The 19,233-nt window shown below is 57.6% G+C and carries 5 protein-coding genes; 4 read left to right on the top strand and 1 reads right to left on the bottom strand.

Features of this window, described 5'->3' with window-relative positions; translation table 11 throughout:
- Positions 1-92: 92 nt before the first annotated feature.
- Positions 93-2,141 carry an elongation factor G gene (gene fusA, locus K0I31_RS13845; protein WP_220042957.1) on the bottom strand — a complete coding sequence of 683 codons (2,049 nt, stop codon included), beginning with the start codon at positions 2,139-2,141 and terminating at the stop codon, positions 93-95.
- 398 nt (positions 2,142-2,539) lie between these two features.
- Between fusA and K0I31_RS13850 the strand changes: the two genes are divergently transcribed.
- The 4 genes from K0I31_RS13850 to K0I31_RS13865 are packed head-to-tail and all read left to right on the top strand — an operon-like array spanning position 2,540 to position 19,225.
- A complete protein-coding gene (locus K0I31_RS13850) occupies positions 2,540-3,394 on the top strand; it encodes a helix-turn-helix domain-containing protein (protein WP_220078760.1) in 855 nt (284 codons plus the stop codon).
- Positions 3,394-11,295, top strand: coding sequence for a type I polyketide synthase (locus K0I31_RS13855; protein WP_220078761.1), 7,902 nt, complete (start codon positions 3,394-3,396; stop codon positions 11,293-11,295). The genes K0I31_RS13850 and K0I31_RS13855 overlap by 1 nt, the downstream gene beginning before the upstream one ends.
- Positions 11,292-13,442, top strand: coding sequence for a PfaB family protein (locus tag K0I31_RS13860; protein ID WP_220078762.1), 2,151 nt, complete (start codon positions 11,292-11,294; stop codon positions 13,440-13,442). The genes K0I31_RS13855 and K0I31_RS13860 overlap by 4 nt, the downstream gene beginning before the upstream one ends.
- A complete protein-coding gene (locus tag K0I31_RS13865) occupies positions 13,442-19,225 on the top strand; it encodes a hotdog fold thioesterase (RefSeq protein WP_220078763.1) in 5,784 nt (1,927 codons plus the stop codon). Before K0I31_RS13860 ends, K0I31_RS13865 begins: the two co-directional genes overlap by 1 nt.
- Positions 19,226-19,233: the final 8 nt, after the last annotated feature.

The following is a 19,233-nucleotide window of genomic DNA, read 5'->3' on the forward strand; positions in this document are numbered from 1 at the left end:
AAAAAGGAGAACTTAGTTCTCCTTTTTTCCGGCTCATTTTTCGAGGCTCATTCATCAATGACTAGCATATGACGCTAATGCCTAATCGGTTCTTAGTGAGCCTTTGCCGCCGAGACCAATGCCTTCTGCACATGATCCGGCACCACATCATAGCGGCTAAAGGTCATGGCAAACTGACCGTCGCCGCCGGTTAAGGATTTCAGCCTGGTCGAGTAATCGTCGACGGTCGCCAGCGGCGCCTCGACCTCTACTTCCACCTTACCGTTGCCCTGGGCCTGGGTGCCGCAGATGATGCCGCGATTGGCGCTGATATCCCCGGTAATGTCACCCACATGCTCCTGGGCCACCTGCACCTGCATCTCGACGATCGGCTCCAAGATCACCGGGTTGGCTTCCTGCACGGCATCGAGGAAGGCCTTCTTACCCGCCATCACGAAGGCGATCTCCTTCGAGTCGACGCTATGATGCTTACCATCCAGCAGGGAGACGCGCACATCCTGCATAGGGAAGCCCGCCACGGCGCCGCCATTCATCGCCTCCTTCACCCCTTTCTCGACCGCAGGAATGTATTGGCTCGGCACCGAACCGCCCACCACCTTACTGACAAACTCGAAGCCTGCGCCTCTTGGCAACGGCTCGACGGTGAGCTCCACCTCACCAAACTGACCGGCACCGCCAGACTGCTTCTTGTGACGATAACGCGCCGTGGCGCTGCGGGTGATAGTTTCGCGGTAGGCCACCGCGGGCACATCGGTTTCCATATCGACGTTAAAGAGATCATGGGCCTTCTCCAGCGCGATCTGCAGGTGCAAGTCCCCCTGGCCCTGTAGAATCGTCTGTCCCTCGGCCTCATTCTTGGCGATATGCAGGCTAGGATCTTCCACCACCAACTTGTTGAGCACCTCGGCAATCTTCTGCTCATCGCCGCGGCGCTTGGCCGACACCGCCAGGCCGAAGATAGGTTGTGGCAGTACCAACTCAGGCAGGTGGAACTCGTCTTCGTCGTGACTGTCGTGCAGCACGGCACCCACAGTCAGCTCATCCACCTTAGAGATGGCGCAGATATCGCCCGGCACCGCCGAGGTCACGCTGATCTGCTTGTCCCCCTGCAACTTAAACAGGTTGCCCACCTTGATGGGTTTACGACCATCGCCGATAAACAGTTTCATCCCCAGAGAGATGGTGCCCTGATAGACCCTAAACACTCCCATACGACCAAAGAAGGGGTCGATGGCCACCCGAAAAACATAGGCCAGGGCGTGATCTTCGCTGGACTGGGTCACATCCACCGGCAGGGCCGATTCCCCTTGCCCCTTGATGAACTGGGGCGGATTGGCCTCTAATGGGTTGGGGCTCAGCTTGATGATGAGCTCTAACAGCGCGCCTATGCCGACCTGCTGCTCGGCGCTGGTGAAACAGACAGGCACCAAATGGCCCATGCGCAGCGCAGTTTCCAGCGGGGCATGCAGCTGCTCAGGCGTAAGATTTTCCCCCTGCTCCAGATACAGCGCCATCAGCTCATCGTCTTCCTCGAGCACAGTATCCACCAGCTCATCGCGGGCACTGGCCACATCGTGGAACAGGGCCTCACCCTGCAACTCAGGCTGAGGATGCAGATAACAGTCGATCACATCATCCAGGGCGGCGTTAGGCAGATTCACCGGCAGACAGCGATGGCCAAACTTGGTTTGGATCTCATCGAGCAACCCCGCCAGATTGGCGCCATTGCCGTCGATATGGTTAATCGCAATCAGCACCACCTTACCCTGTGCCCTGGCGGCCTCGAAGGCGCGCTGGGTGATGGTCTCTATGCCGGTGGCGGCGTTGATCACCAAGAGCACAGACTCCACGCCGCTAAGCGGCAATAGCGCACGGCCGAAGAAGTCGGGCAGACCCGGCGTGTCGATGAAATTGATGTGATGATTGTCGAAATCGAGATTGAGGAAGGAAGGTTCTAGGCTATGTCTGTGGTCTTTTTCCTGGGCAGTGAAATCAGCATGATTTGTGCCCTTGTCCACCCTGCCTTTTTGGGCGATCGCCTCGCCCTGGAACAGCAATGCCTCGAGCAGAGTGGATTTACCCGCCCCTGTGTGTCCGAGCACCGCCAGATTCCGGATCTGCTCCGTGGTAAACTCAGCCATATCGGCCTCCTTTGATCTGTTATATCAATAGGTAACAGCACCACGATCTCTTTCCCTGCCACTAAAATCGTGTTTGCTGCAAACAAAAACAATGTGTTGTGATCGGTCTATTAACAACCAGTATAGGCCTGTCACCATGCCTTGCTTTTGATCGAGATCACGCTTTAACTCACAGGGTTAATTTAGCTAACGCCTGTCACAAACAGCGAACATATGTAAGCTAAAATAGCCGGTGTCGAAGACTTTTAAGTCCCAGGTGATTGTATTGGCCCTCAAGCTACTGTAGTCTGCTGCTCTATTAACGTCAGTTCAGACGGACAACGCGGAATTTTGCAGGCTAGCAGCAAACCGCGACGGCACTTGTCCCAATAGATTATTGATGGAACGCCCTAACCAGTATGCTCGAGAAGCCTAACCACAAGACGCAGCGCCGGGACTCGCAAACCGCGGCGCGAAAACTCAGCGCCAGTGAATATAGGCACAAGAATGCCACCACCACCCCTGAGATGCGTCAGTTTATCCAGGAATCGAAACTACCGGTGAGCCAGCTGGCAAAGGTGCTCAACATCAGCGAAGCCACAGTGCGTAAATGGCGCCGGCGCGACTCCATCGAAGACACGCCCAACACCCCACACCATCTCAACACCACACTAACGCCTATGCAGGAGTATGTGGTCGTGGGGCTGCGCTACCAGCTGAAGATGCCGCTGGACAGGCTGCTCAAGGTGACTCAAGAGTTTATCAATCCCAATGTGTCCCGCTCCGGCCTCGCCCGCTGCCTCAAGCGCTACGGGGTATCGCGCATCCACAACATCGAGCGCCCCGAGGTGCCAGATCATTACTTCAATCAGCTGCCCATCGCCCAGGGCAGCGATATCGTCACCTATACCTTAAACCCTGAAACCCTGGCCCATACCCTGGCGCTACCACAGGCCGACGGCGACACAGTGCTGCAGGTGGCCTCGCTCACCCTGCCGCCACAACTGGCGGACGCCAAGCCAAGCTCGGTACTTTTGGGCATAGATCCCCACAGCGACTGGATCTACTTAGATATCTATCAAGACGGTAACACCCAGGCCACCAAGCGATACATCACCCATCTGCTTCGTCAGGGGCCGTTTCATCTGCGTAAGCTTTTGGTACGCAACTATCACACTTTCTTACAGCGCTTCCCAGGTGCCACCATGGCACAGCTAACACCCGGCGCTGACATACAGACACCTGAGCATCAGGTAGCAAGCGGAGACTCATAATGAGCCAGACCGAAACATCAAAGACGTCAAGCGATCAGCGCCTCAACAAGCGTCTGAAAGATATGCCCATTGCCATCGTTGGCATGGCGAGCATCTTTGCCAACTCACGTTATCTCAACAAATTTTGGGATCTGATCTGCGACAAGATTGACGCCATCACCGAGGTGCCAGACACCCATTGGCAGGTCGACGATTACTACGACAGCAACAAGAGCGCGCCGGACAAGAGCTACTGCAAACGCGGCGGTTTCATGCCCGAGGTCAACTTCAACCCTATGGAGTTTGGCCTGCCGCCGAACATCCTAGAGCTGACCGACACCTCACAGCTGTTGTCACTCATCGTCGCTAAAGAGGTGCTCGCCGATGCCAAGCTTCCGAGCGACTACGACAGAAACAAGATAGGCATTACCCTAGGTGTGGGCGGCGGTCAGAAGATCAGCCACAGCCTCAACGCCAGGCTGCAATATCCTGTGCTGAAGAAGGTGTTCAAGCACAGCGGCATCAGCGACGCCGACAGTGAGATGCTGATCAAGAAGTTTCAGGACCAATATGTCCACTGGGAAGAAAACTCCTTCCCCGGCTCCCTGGGTAATGTGATCGCAGGGCGTATCGCCAACCGTTTCGACTTAGGCGGCATGAACTGCGTCGTCGACGCCGCCTGCGCCGGCTCGCTGGCAGCCATGCGCATGGCACTGAGTGAACTGGTGGACGGCCGCGCCGAGATGATGATCACCGGTGGCGTCTGTACCGACAACTCCCCCTCCATGTATATGAGCTTCTCCAAGACCCCCGCCTTTACCACCAACGAGACGGTGCAGCCCTTCGACATCGACTCCAAGGGGATGATGATAGGCGAAGGGATAGGCATGGTAGCCCTGAAGCGTTTGGAAGATGCCGAGCGCGATGGCGATCGCATCTATGCTGTGATCAAGGGCGTAGGCGCCTCATCGGACGGTAAGTTTAAGTCTATCTACGCACCGCGCCCCGAAGGCCAGGCCAAGGCGCTCAAGCGCGCCTACGACGATGCTGGATTCCCGCCCCATACCCTGGGGCTGATGGAAGCCCACGGCACGGGCACGGCCGCCGGTGACGTGGCCGAGTTTAACGGCCTCAAGTCTGTGTTCAGCGAAGGCTGCGAGGCAACGCAGCATATCGCCCTGGGCTCGGTGAAGTCGCAAATCGGCCATACCAAGTCGACCGCTGGCACCGCCGGGCTTATCAAGGCGGCGCTGGCATTGCACCACAAGGTGTTACCGCCGACCATCAATGTGGACCAGCCCAATCCTAAGCTGGATATCGCCAACTCGCCTTTCTACCTCAATACCGAGACGCGCCCCTGGCTGCCACGCCCCGACGGCACTCCGCGCCGCGCCGGTATCAGCTCTTTCGGTTTTGGCGGCACCAACTTCCACTTCGTGCTCGAGGAGTATCAGCGCGAACATAGCCGCGATCTGGGCAAGCTGACCCAATTCCGCCAGCGCGCCGTGCCTCAAAGCTTGCTACTGAGCGCCGCCGACAAGACGGGGCTCATCGCCACCATCAGGCAGCTCGTTGCAGACGTAGATAAACAATCCCTCGACGCCCTGGCCGCTCAACATCCGCTGCGCGTATTAGAGCCCAATGCACCGCGTCTTGGCCTGGTGGTTAGCGACACAGACAGCCTCAAGACCCTACTTAATCAGGCGCTTAGCCGCCTAGAAGCGGGCGATGAGGCATACTGGTCGCTACCTGGCGGCCTGCACTATCGCAGTAGCAGTCTGGCTAACCCTAAAGTAGCCGCGCTGTTTGCCGGACAAGGCGCCCAATACCTCAATATGGGGCTTGAGCTTGCCTGTCATTTCCCCGAGATGCGCGAGCAATTTGTTCTGGCCGACAAGGTATTTGCCAGCCAGGATAAGACGCCGTTGTCGCAACTGGTGTACCCGGTGCCAGTCTTCACGACTGAGGAGCGCAAGGCACAAGAGGCACTACTGACCAATACCGCCAATGCCCAGAGCGCCATCGGTGCCATCTCCATGGGACAATACACCCTGCTCAAGCAAGCCGGCTTCACGCCCGACATGGTGGCAGGCCACAGCTTTGGTGAACTCAGCGCCCTGTGCGCCGCCGGGGTGATAGGCCTCGAAGACTACTACCAGCTGACATTCGCCCGTGGCGATGCCATGGCCAGCCCAAGTGTCGAGAGTGCCGAGGGGGCCGATCGCGGTACTATGTATGCCATCATCACCAAAACCGCCGAGGATCTGACTCGACTGGAATCTACCCTTGAAACCTTTGAGGGGGTTAAGGTCGCCAACTACAACGCGCCGACCCAGCTGGTGATCGCCGGGCCGACAGATGCCACTACCCAAGCGGCCAAGGCCCTAAGCAAGCTCGGCTTCAAGGCGATCGCCCTGCCGGTATCCGGCGCCTTCCACACGCCATTGGTGGGCCACGCCCAGGCACCATTTGCCGAGGCGATCGACAAGGTGAAGTTTGCCAAACCGGCGCTGCCTGTGTACGCCAACGCCAGCGGCGCTCGCTACGCCAATGTCGCCAAGACCATCAAGAGCGAGTTTAAGCAGCACATGCTGCAATCGGTGCGCTTTAGCGAGCAGCTAGAGGCCATGTACGCCGATGGTGCGCGCGTCTTCGTCGAGTTTGGCCCGAAGAACATCCTACAAAAACTGGTGGAGAACACCCTTAGCGACAAGCTAGATACCCTGTGCACCATCAGCCTCAACCCTAATCCTAAGGGCGATAGCGACCTGCAACTTCGTCAGGGCGCCATGCAGCTTGCCGTCTGCGGCATCGCACTGGATGAGATAGACCCGTACCAAGCCGAACCGGCCCAGGCCGAGCCTGTCTCACCCATGAATATCACGCTCAACGCGACCAACTACATCAGCCCGGCGACCCTGGCAAAGATGGAAAAATCCCTTAACAAGGGCACCATCACGCCGCAAACCCGAGTGCAAGAGAAGATAGTGGAAGTTGAAAAACTGGTCGAAGTCGAAAAAGTTGTCGAAAAATTTGTAGAAGTAGAGAAGATAGTGGAAAAATCTATCCCCGCAGCCCAAGCGCCACAGGCCAATGACTCTCATGGCTCAGTCATCAATACACCTGCCATCCAGACGTTACAGACAATCGCTGGCGATGATGCCCTGACGGCACTGTTCGCCGCCCAGCAACAGACGGCTCAGCTGCATCAACAGTTCCTGACCATACCTCAGCAGTATGGTGAGACAGTCACTCAGCTGATGACGGCGCAGGCACAGATGGCCGCCGCCGGGGTCGCGATCCCTGAGAGCCTGCAGCGCGCCATGGAGCAGTTCCACCAACATCAGGCGCAGACGTTACAGAGCCATACTCAGTTCCTCGAGATGCAGGCCCAGAGCAATCAGAGCGCCCTGCAACTGATGGGACAAGGCGGTCAACCGCTAACGCCTACAGTGCAAGCCGCGCCGCTAGTGACGCCTGTTATTCAGCCTCAATCTTTACCAGCAGAGACGCCCGCCGTCCAGAGCGCTCCTGTAATGACGTCGGCACCAGTGATGCAGCAAGTGCAACAGGCGCCTCAGACTCCTGTCGTAGCAGCACCAGTTCATGCCGCAGAGGTTCAGGCGCCAGTGCCTGCGACCCCAAGTACTGCTGCAAAATCGAGTGCAGACGAGATTCAGAAGACAATGCTTGAGGTGGTCGCCGACAAGACAGGTTATCCCACAGAGATGCTGTCGCTTGAGATGGACATGGAGGCCGACCTCGGCATAGATTCCATCAAGCGCGTCGAGATCTTAGGCACGGTTCAGGATGAACTACCGGCACTGCCCGAGCTCAGCCCGGAAGATCTGGCCGAGTGCCGCACCCTGGGTGAGATCGTGGCCTATATGGAAAGCAAGCTGCCCGCCGAAGGCGCTCACATTTCAGAAGCCGCCGCGGGCGCTCACATTACAGAAACCGCCGCAGGCGCAACTCAACAAGCCGCCGCGGGCACTGTTGCTACAACAGAGGTTCAAAACACAGCTACTAGCGGTTTATCTTCGACACAAGTCCAAGAGACCATGCTCACAGTTGTGGCTGACAAGACAGGCTACCCTACCGAGATGTTGGCCCTTGAGATGGGCATGGAAGCCGATCTCGGCATCGATTCCATCAAGCGCGTCGAGATCTTAGGCACTGTGCAGGATGAGCTGCCGGGACTGCCTGAGCTGAGCCCGGAAGATCTTGCCGAGTGCCGCACCTTGGGTGAGATCGTGGCGTATATGGAAAGCAAGCTGCCCGCCGCAGGCGCTATAAACAGCAAACTGTCCGCCGCTGGCGCTACTCAACAACCCGCCGCAGGCGCAATTCAACAAGCCGCCGCGGGCTTGTCATCGACACAAGTCCAAGAGACCATGCTCACAGTTGTGGCCGATAAGACAGGTTACCCAACCGAGATGCTATCACTTGAGATGGATATGGAGGCCGATCTCGGCATCGATTCCATCAAGCGCGTGGAGATCTTAGGCACAGTGCAAGATGAGCTGCCGGGTTTGCCGGAGCTTAGCCCGGAAGATCTGGCCGAGTGCCGCACCTTGGGTGAGATCGTTGCTTATATGGCAGGCAAGCTGCCAGCCGCGGGCGCTCATATTACAGAAACCGCCGCTGGCGCAATTCAACAAGCCGCAGGCGCTATGACCAACCAACAGCCGACAGCACAAACTCAAGCGGGCGCTGGCTTGTCATCAGCACAGGTGCAGCAGATCATGCTGAGCGTGGTAGCTGATAAGACGGGCTACCCAACCGAGATGCTGGCCCTTGAGATGGATATGGAGGCCGATCTTGGCATCGATTCCATCAAGCGGGTCGAGATCTTAGGCACGGTTCAAGACGAACTGCCAGGACTGCCCGAGCTCAGCCCGGAAGATCTGGCCGAGTGCCGCACCCTTGGTGAGATAGTTGCTTATATGGCAGGAAAACTACCCGCCGTTGGTACTCACATTTCAAAAGCCGCCGCAGGCGCTACAGTCAGCCCAGAGATTCAAAGCTCTGATGCGACTGATAGCCTGTCATCAACACAGGTGCAGCAGACCATGCTGAGCGTGGTAGCTGATAAGACAGGTTACCCAACCGAGATGCTGGCCCTCGAGATGGATATGGAAGCCGACCTAGGCATCGACTCTATCAAGCGGGTGGAGATCTTAGGCACAGTTCAGGATGAGCTACCGGGACTACCGGATCTCAACCCGGAAGATCTGGCCGAGTGCCGCACCCTGGGTGAAATCGTGGCGTATATGAACAGCAAACTGCCCGCCGCAGACGCGATAGTTGACACGACAAGCAGCCAAGAGCAGAGCGCCACTGTTACTCAGGTGCAAGCCATCTCCGCCGAGCCGCTGGTCGAGTTACCGCCTCACAGCGAGGTGGCGCTAAAAAAGCTTGAAGCGGCGAAGCCTGATGCCGAGGGTTTCGCCGCCAATGCTACCCTAGTGATCCAAGATGATGGTCACAATGCCGGGGTACTGGCCGAGAAACTCAGTAACAAAGGACTCAAGGTCGTGGTTGTGCGCCTGCCAGAAGGTCTGCCCCAGTCACCGCTGAGCAGCGCCATCGCCAGCTGGCAGCCAGAAGGACTGGCTGAGCAAGATGTGGTGCAAGCGATAGCAGGAATTAGAGCAGACCACGGTAACATTGCAGGTTTTGTACACCTACAGCCTCAGCAGGAGGCCAACGCTGTCTCAGGGCTACAACTGAGCGACGCAGGCTTTAACCACCTGAGTTCGGCGTTCCTCTGGGCCAAGCATCTGCAGGCGCCATTAAGCGCGCAGACGGGCCGTCGCTGCTTTGTCACCGTCAGTCGTATCGACGGCGGCTTCGGCTACCTGGATGCCAAGCAACTGGCCAAGAGCGAACTTAATCAGGCCGCGCTTTCGGGTCTCACCAAGACTCTGAGTCATGAGTGGCCAGGCATCTTCTGCCGCGCACTGGACTTAGCGCCAGAGATGAGCGCAGCGCAGCTGGGCGATACCCTACTCGCGGAGCTCATGGACAGCGACAGCGGTCTCAACGAGGTCGGTATCAGTGTCGATGCCGGCGGCAAACTGTGCCGTCATAGGCTACAGCCGGGGGAAGCGGCGATAAAAACCGCAGAATCCCAGCTAGATAGCTCAGATAAAATACTGGTGACCGGGGGTGCAAAAGGGGTGACCTTCGAATGCGCCTTAGCGCTGGCCAAGCGTTGTCAGTCGCACTTTATCCTGGCCGGTCGCAGCGAACATATTAGCCCGAAGGATCTGCCAGAATGGGCTCAGGGCAAGACTATCGGCGAACTTAAGCAGGCCGCTATCGCTCATCTACTCGCCAGCGGTGACAAGCCGACGCCGAAACAGGTCGACGCCCTCATCTGGCCGGTAAAGAGTAGCCTTGAGATCCAGGCCGCCCTCAACGCTTTCGAGGCGGTGGGTGCCTCGGCGGAATATCTGGCGATGGATGTCAGCAAGGCAGAGGCGATCGAGCAGGCCCTAGGCGCCATCAATCAGCTAACGCCAATTACAGGACTCATCCATGGTGCGGGCGTACTAGCCGATAAACACATACAAGACAAAACCTTAGATGAGCTTGCGCGAGTCTACGGCACTAAGGTGGCCGGGCTTAAGGCGCTACTAAGCGTGATCGATCCCGCCCAGCTCAAGCTGGTTGCCCTCTTCTCTTCGGCGGCCGGTTTCTACGGCAACACGGGGCAGAGCGACTACGCCATGGCCAACGAGATCCTTAACAAGGCGGCACTGCAACTCACCCACAAGAGCCAGGCTAAGGTGATGAGCTTTAACTGGGGCCCTTGGGATGGCGGCATGGTCAATCCTGCGCTGAAGAAGATGTTTGTCGATCGCGGCGTCTATGTGATCCCACTGCAGGCGGGTGCCGAGCTGTTTGCCACCAAGCTGCTTGGCGACAGCGGCGTACAGCTGCTGGTAGGCAGTGATATGCAAGGCAACACAGCTAAAGCCGATGAGGCAAGCTCAGTAAAAAAGCCTGATGCGGATGAGGTGCACGTCGCACAGCATCCGCTGCCGCCTGTCACCTTAACGCGCCAGTTAACGCCCACGACCATGGCCTTTGTCTCTGACCATGTGATCGGCGGTAACCCGGTATTACCGACGGTTTGTGCTATCCAATGGATGCGTGAAGCCGCTCGGGCGCACATTGGCGCCCCGGTAAAAGTGCGCAGCTATAAGCTGCTCAAAGGCATTATTTTCGACACCGAAGCGCCGCAAACCTTAGTGCTTACGCTAACCCCTGAATATAAGGGCGATAGCCTGACGGCCATTCAGGCCTCAATAAGCAGCGAGGGACGACCGCAGTACCAGGCGAGCCTTTGTTTGATGGATAGCGAGGACAGCTCGGCGCCAATCAAGGCCTTCGAGCGGCTGTACAACGGCGAGGCGGTGACCGATGCCAGCACGCTCTACAGTGACGGCACCCTGTTTCATGGGCCTAGACTGCAGGGATTGGATAAGGTTGTGAGGTTCGATGAGCAGGGGCTTATCGCCTCTGTTAGCCTGCCCCTGGTGCGCGAAGCCGACTGCGGCGAGTTTGTACCTAGCCTAAGCAGCGCAGGCTGTCAGCCTTTCGCCGAGGATCTCTTGCTCCAAGCCATGTTGGTCTGGGCAAGGCTCAGCTATGGGGCGGCCAGTTTGCCATCGGCCATCGAAGAGTTCATCAGTGTGCAGCCGATGCACGGCGGCGAAACTGGCTATATCGAGCTGAACGTGGTCAAGAGCAATCGCAGAAGCCTGACGGCCGATGTAGCGCTTTACCATCAAGATGGCCGCCTGAGCGCCCTGATGAAAGGAGCCAGGATCACCATCAGCTCAACCCTCAATGCTGCCTTCGTGCCACACGGTGCGCGCGGTGAAACGGCCAACGAGGAGGCGACGCAGTGACCCAGGAGTTTGGCCAAAAGGTAAGCAATGCTAACGCTAACAGCGAAGGCACTACCCCACTGCGGGTAGCCCTCTTGCTGTTGCCAAAAGATGCCTCCTTGCCCGATACCTTAGCCAATCAGCCCGTTCGGGAGCTGCGAGTTGACCAAACTGAGCCTAAGTTAACCGAGGCTGACCTTACTGAGAATAAGCTGGCTCAGACGCTAGAGCAGGCAGTGAGCTGGGTCGCCACAGGCGATCTGGTTTGCCTGCAAGGCGCCCAGCAAACTTTGCTGCTGATGCCATCTCTCAAGGCGGCGCAGCACAAGCTGCACCCTCATGCCCATCTGGCGGCGCTGCAATATGGTCAAAGCCAGAGCAGTGCACTGCAAGGCGCGCTGGCACAGGCCAAACGCCAACCGGATAGTGTTCAATGCAGAGCGCATATCGATGATATGAACAAGGGCTTCGACGCCTTGTGTCGCCTGATCGCTGATATTGCACAGCGAACCATTAGGCGTTCAGATACTCGGCGTCACTATTGGTTTACCGAGCCCTATCAGGGACGAGTGGCGACGCTTACCCTGGAGAATACCCAGCCTCAGCAAGGGAAAGCGCAAACTCATCTGGCCATGGTGCTGACACAGGGCACAGGCCGGCTCAAGGCGCGTTCGCTACTGTCGGCCAGCCAGCTGTTCTTTCTGCTACCCGGTAGCAGTGAAGCCGCGCTCAACCAAGGGCTCTGGGCCCTGGCGGCGGCCTTGGATAAGCTCGCCTTATCACAGACCGAGTCCTTAGCGCGCGAGATGGCGATCATTGAGCTGATGCAGCAAAATCTCGATGCCTTTGTCACCAGCGGCCCGACACGTTTTGTGAGCTGTCTACAGGCCATAAGTATCGAGGCGCTTGGGCAGGAGATCACCGCCATGAGCCAGGCGCTGGCCAAGGTCTGTAAGGAGAAAGGGGAATACCGTACCCCCTCGGGTAGCTATTTCAGCGCCGCGCCGCTGGGTCAGGCCAAGCTGGCCTTCGTTTATCCCGGCGTTGGCACCATCTACCCAGATATGCTGCATGAGCTGCACAGCTACTTTCCGGCCCTGTTTAGCCGCTTGCAGCAGCAAGGAGATCTCAAGGCGATGCTGCAGGCCGATATGATCTATCAAGAAGATAAGGCCGACACTCAGCAGATGCCTCTAAGCAAGATGGCCATTGCCGGTGTGGGCGCCAGCTACCTGCTGACCAAGCTCTTGGTGGATGAGTTTGCAGTGCAGCCGCACTTTGCCCTGGGTTACTCCATGGGTGAGGCCGCCATGTGGGCCAGCCTGGATGTGTGGCAAGCCCCCCATAGCTTGATCGATAAGACCCTGAGCGATCCCCTGTTTACCGAGGAGATCTCGGGTCCGCTCAAGGCGGTTCGTCGTCACTGGCAACTGTCAGACAAGGATCCTCTCGAATGGAACAGTTTTCTGGTGCGATGCCAAGGCGATGATATTCAGACTTTGCTGGAGCGTTACCCCAGAGTCTATCTGGCCATCACCCAGGGGGATACCTGTGTAATAGCTGGCTGTCAGGCCAGTTGCCAGGCCCTGTTACAGGAACTGGGTAAGCGTGGCATAGCCGCCAATCGAGTGACCGCCATGCATACGCCACCAGCCTTAAGCCTGCAGTCGCAGGTGCAGGCCTTCTATCATCAGGCGATCATGGCCGAGGCCGCCGAGCATCCGGTCAAATTTATCAGCGCCGCCAGCCTCATCGATGGCCAAGATGGCGCGGTCAACGAGACCCAGGCCCTGAGCGCCGAAGCGATCGCTACCTCGATAGCCAAGACCTTCTGTCATCGCCTCGATTTTGAGTCACTCATCCAGAGCGCAACCCATCAGGGCGCAGCGCTATTTGTCGAGGTCGGTGCCGACAGACAAAACTGCACCCTGATAGATAAAATTCTAAAAGCCAGCGAGACACCCCACGTCAGCGTGCCGGTCAATGCCCGCGGCGCAAACGAGGTGATCACTCTGCTCAAAGCCTTAGGCACACTGATCAGCCACAGAGTTCCCGTCAGCCTCACTGTGCTGCAACTGGGACTCAAGCGTGAACTGGCTAAGCTGCAACAGCGCAGCGCTCAAGGTGAGCCACCGCTCGCCAATACCCTATTTCAAGAGGAAGTCTAATGCCTTCAAATGAAGCGCCTTCTGCCAAACAAATGTCCCCAAAGACCCGAGGTCATGGCAAGATTGCCATCGTGGGTCTGGCAAACCTCTACCCAGACGCCAAGACCCCTAAGCAGTTTTGGCAAAACCTGCTCGACAAACGCGACTCTCGCACCCAACTCAGCGATGACAAGCTCGGCGCCCACTTAGCCGACTATCGTGGCGAGCAGGGCGAGGCCGATCGCTTTTACTGCGATAAGGGCGGGTATATTGAAGATTTTCACTTTAATCCCTATGGCTATAAACTGCCGCCCGAACAACTCCAAGGGATGGACGATAGCCTGCTGTGGGCGCTGGACACCAGTCGCAATGCCCTGCTCGATGCGGGCATTGCCCTGGACTCTCCTCAGCTATCACGCTGCGGCATCATCATGGGCACCCTCTCTTTCCCTACGGCAAAATCGAATGAGCTGTTTCTGCCCCTCTACCATAAGGCGGTAGAAAAAGCCCTTAAGCAGAAGCTGGCCTGCCCAGACTTCAGCCTGAGCGACTATGACGCCCATCGCCCCGCAGCCAACACCTTAGACGTTGCCAATGGTGCCATCGCCCACAACGCCTCTAAGCTAGTGGCCGATGCCCTTGGCCTTGGGCGCGTTCAACTTAGCCTGGATGCCGCCTGCGCCAGCTCTGTCTATTCGCTGAAACTGGCCTGCGACTATCTCAATACGGGCAAGGCCGATCTCATGTTGGCGGGCGCCGTCTCCGGCGCCGACCCTTTCTTTATCAACATGGGCTTCTCCATCTTCCATGCCTATCCAGAGCATGGCTTCTCGGCCCCCTTCGATCGCAATACCAAAGGGCTGTTTGCCGGAGAAGGCGCCGGGGTACTGGCACTCAAACGCCTCGAAGACGCCGAGCGTGATAATGATAAGATCTACGCCATCGTCAGCGGCATCGGCCTGTCTAATGACGGCAAGGGACAGTTTGTGCTCAGCCCCAACAGTAAGGGGCAGGTCAAGGCCTTCGAGCGTGCCTATCGCCACAGTGGCGTCGAGCCTAAACAGATTGAAGTGATCGAATGCCACGCCACGGGTACTCCGCTGGGTGACAAGGTAGAGCTAGCCTCTATGGAGCAATTTTTTGCCCCTCGGCTCGAAGGTGCGAGCGCGCCCATGATAGGTTCGGCCAAGTCTAACTTAGGGCATTTACTTACCGCCGCGGGCATGCCAGGGATCATGAAGATGATCTTTGCCATGAATCAGGGCCAGCTGCCCCCAAGCATCAACCTCAGTGAGGCCATCGAATCGCCAAACGGCCTATTTGGCGCTCATACCCTGCCCAGTCAAGTGACCCCTTGGCCGGTTAAGGTCGATAATCAAACGCGCCTGGCCGGGGTGTCGGTATTTGGCTTCGGTGGCTGTAATGCCCATCTGTTGTTAGAGTCCTATACACCCACAGAGTGCGAGCCTTCAACCACAGCGACATCGCCGCAGTTAACTGCGCCTTGTCACAACGGCTCGACACCGCAATTTGTGATCAGTGGTATTGCGGCGCATCTTGGCCCACTTGGCAGTATTAACGCCCTCGACACCTGTATTCGCCAAGAGCAAGAGGCCTTTGTACCCCTACCGCCAGCGCGCTGGAAAGGGTTAGATCAACACCCAGAACTGCTAGCACAATTTGGCCTGGACTCGGCGCCCCGAGGCGCCTATGTGGATAGCTTCGAGCTGGATTTTCTGCGCTTTAAACTGCCCCCCAATGAAGACGACCGCCTTATCGGCCAACAGCTGATGCTGATGAAAGTCGCCGACGAAGCGATACGCGACGCAGCGTTACAGCCAGGGCAAAAAGTGGCCGTCTTGGTCGCCATGGAGACAGAGCTGGAACTGCACCAGTTTCGCGGCCGGGTAAACCTGCACACTCAACTCAAACAGAGTCTGGATGCTATGGGCGCCAGCCTGAGTGACAGCCAATATCGCGAGCTTGAGGCCCTGGCCATGGACAGCGTGCTCGACGCCGCCAAGCTAAACCAATACACCAGCTTTATCGGCAACATCATGGCCTCGCGTATCGCCTCCCTGTGGGACTTCAGCGGTCCGGCCTTCACCATCTCCGCTGGCGAGCAATCTGTGGGCCGCGCCCTGGATGTGGCGGAAAATATCATGGTGCAGGAGCAGCTTGATGCTGTGGTGATCGCCGCGGTCGATCTCTGTGGCAGCCTGGAGCAGGTGATGCTGAAAAATGCTATCGCCCCCGTGGCCAGTCAGAGCTATCCAAACGGCTGGCGACTGGCGGAAGGCGCCGGCGCCCTGGTGCTGGAAACCTCATCTCACCAAAGCCAGCGTGGCGCTAGCGCCTATGGCAAGATAGAGAGCCTCAACTTTGGTCCTCAGCATCAATTAGCGCGCCTGTGCGATGAGCTATTGACCCTCAATGGCACAGATGCCGAGCAGATCTCACTGGTCGAGATGAGTGTGGCACCTTGCAGCCAGCATCAGCCCCAACAGCTGATAGCGCAGTTGCCTACGGCGCAGGCTCGTCTGGTGCAGAGCGACCAACAACTGGGCCACAGCTTTGCCGCCGCCGGCATGACCAGCCTTATCGCCACACTGCTGCGCATGACACAAGAAAGCGCGGGCAACGCCCTGGTCGCCAACTTCAGCGAAGATCAGAGCGCCTTGCTGCACCTTACTCAAACCCACGCCCAGCGCAGCGCGCTGACCCAAAGGCTAGACCAGGACCTCACCACCCATGAGGGGCGTAGCCTGATCAAGCGGGTCACCCTGGGTGGACGCGGCATCATAGAACACATACTGACTCAGCCGCTGACGCAACTGTCAGCGCTACAAGACAAGTTGGCCGCGGCCAATGGACAAGTTCAAACTAAACCGAAAAAAGTGGCCAAGCTTATAAGCTATTTTGGCCAGGTTAATTCGAGCACGACTCAAGCATCACAGTTTGCCACGCCGTCGATGACAGGCGATGCAACAGGTAACTTACCCACTATGACCCAGCATTCAGCTCAGCCACCTGGCTCACCGATCAGCAACCCTGATCTCCGCGCCTTTCACGACAATCAACAAAAGGCGCGTCAGGCCCATCTCGCTTTCCTCAAGAGCCGTGAATCAGGCCTGAAAGTGGCCGACCTGCTGCTTAAGCAGCAACTGGCCCAAGCCATAGGTAGCCCATCGGCGCCAGCTTCGACCTCAAGCGTCACCCAGATGCCACTCAGACCAAGGCACGATCTGGTCGCGCCATACCGCGCGCCAGTTCCGGCCCATAAGCCCTGCATCTGGGACTATCACGACCTGGTGGAATACGCCGAGGGCGATATTGCCAAGGTGTTCGGCCAAGAGTATGACGTCATCGACGGCTACTCCCGCCGTGTGCGCCTGCCCACCACAGATTATCTGCTGGTATCACGGGTCACCAAGCTGGACGCCAAACTGGGCGAATATAAGCCCAGCACCATGACCACGGAATACGACATTCCCGTCGACGCCCCCTACCTGGTGGACGGTCAGATCCCGTGGGCGGTCGCAGTGGAATCGGGCCAGTGCGACCTCATGCTAATTAGTTACCTGGGCATAGACTTCGAGAACAAGGGCGAGCGTGTCTATCGCCTGCTTGACTGTACCCTCACCTTCTTAGGAGATCTCCCCCGTGGCGGCGATACCCTAAGGTATGAGATTAAGATCAACAACTTCGCCCGCAATGGCGATACCCTGCTGTTCTTCTTCTCCTACGAATGTTTCGTCGGCGATACCATGATCCTCAAGATGGATGGCGGCTGCGCCGGTTTCTTCACCGACGCCGAACTGGCCGACGGTAAAGGGGTGATCCGCACCGAAGAGGAGCTGCTGGCCCGCAGCCGCGCCACCAAGCAGACCTTTAATCCACTCCTGGACTGTCCGCGCACCCAATTCAGCTATGGCGACATCCACAAGTTGCTGTCGGCCGATATCCAAGGCTGTTTCGGTCCATCCCACGCAGGACCTGCTCAGCCTTCGCTCTGCTTCGCCTCTGAGAAGTTCCTGATGATCGAAGAGGTCAGCAAGGTAGAACGAAACGGCGGCGCCTGGGGGCTTGGCCTAGTCGAGGGCCACAAGCAGCTCGAGCCTAACCACTGGTATTTCCCTTGCCACTTCAAGGACGATCAGGTGATGGCCGGCTCACTGATGGCCGAGGGTTGTGGTCAGTTGCTGCAGTTCTACATGCTGCACCTTGGCATGCACACCCAGACCCAAAACGGTCGTTTCCAGCCCTTGGAAAATGCCTCGCAGAAGGTGCGTTGTCGCGGCCAGGTGATCCCGCAATCGGCCCGTCTCACCTACCGCATGGAGGTGACAGAGATAGGCTTTAGCCCTCGCCCCTTTGCCAAGGCGAATATCGATATCTTGCTCAATGGCAAGGTGGTGGTCGACTTCCAAAACCTAGGGGTCATGATCAAAGAGGAAGCTGAGTGCACCCGCTACCCAGCTCTCGGGACGAAGCAAGGCGCTTCACAGGCCAAAAACGGTCAAGGTGTATCAGCCAATGCCCCGCTGATGACTAATGCTCCGCTGATGGCTCAGATACCGGATCTTAACGCCGAGCCCAACAAGGGCGTGATCCCACTCACTCACGTCGAGGCCCCGCTCATCCCGGATTATCCAAATCGGGTGCCCGACACTGTGCCTTTTACGCCCTATCATCTGTTCGAATTCGCCACCGGCGATATCGAAAAGTGCTTCGGCCCAGAGTTCGCCATCTACCGCGGCATGATCCCGCCGCGTACCCCCTGCGGCAATCTGCAGCTCACCACCCGGGTGATAGAGGTTAACGGCCAGCGCGGCGACTTCAAGCGCCCCGCCAGCTGTATTGCCGAATATGAGGTGCCAAGCGATGCCTGGTATTTCGATGCCAACAGCCATCAGGCGCTGATGCCCTACTCCGTGATGATGGAGATCGCCCTGCAGCCAAACGGCTTCATCTCAGGCTACATGGGCACTACCCTCGGCTTCCCTGGCCTGGAGCTCTTCTTCCGTAACCTAGATGGCAGCGGCGAGCTGCTGCGCAAGGTGGATCTGCGCGGCAAGACCATAGTTAACGACTCGCGTCTGCTCTCTACCGTGATGGCGGGCACCAATATCATTCAGAGCTTCAGCTTCGAGCTGAGTACAGATGGCGAGCCCTTCTATCGTGGCACAGCGGTGTTCGGTTACTTCAAGGCCGAGGCGCTCAAAGACCAGCTGGGATTAGACAATGGTAAGGTCACTCAGCCTTGGCATCAGGCCAAGGGCATTGCGCCGGACACCCGGGTCGATCTGCTGGACAAGGGCGGCCGCCACTTCAACGCGCCAGCGAGCCAGCCTCACTACCGTCTGGCGGGCGGTCAGCTTAACTTTATCGACAGCGTCGAGATTGTCGATAACGGCGGCACCCACGGCCTGGGCTACCTCTACGCCGAGCGCACCATAGATCCTAGCGACTGGTTCTTCCAGTTCCACTTCCATCAGGATCCTGTGATGCCGGGCTCATTAGGCGTTGAAGCCATCATAGAAACCATGCAGACTTATGCCATCAGCAAAGACTTGGGCGCCGGGTTCAGCAATCCGAAATTTGGCCAGATCCTCTCCAACATCAAGTGGAAGTATCGCGGTCAGATCAACCCACTGAATAAGCAAATGTCGATGGATGTGAGTATCACCTCGATTAAAGAAGAAGCCGGTAAGAGAGTGATCACAGGTAACGCCAGCCTGAGCAAGGATGGCCTGCGGATCTACGAGATCACCGACATCGCCATCTGCATCGAAGAAGCCTAAGCACAAAC

The organism is Shewanella spartinae (genome assembly GCF_019457555.1).
Taxonomy (GTDB): Bacteria; Pseudomonadota; Gammaproteobacteria; order Enterobacterales; family Shewanellaceae; genus Shewanella; species Shewanella loihica.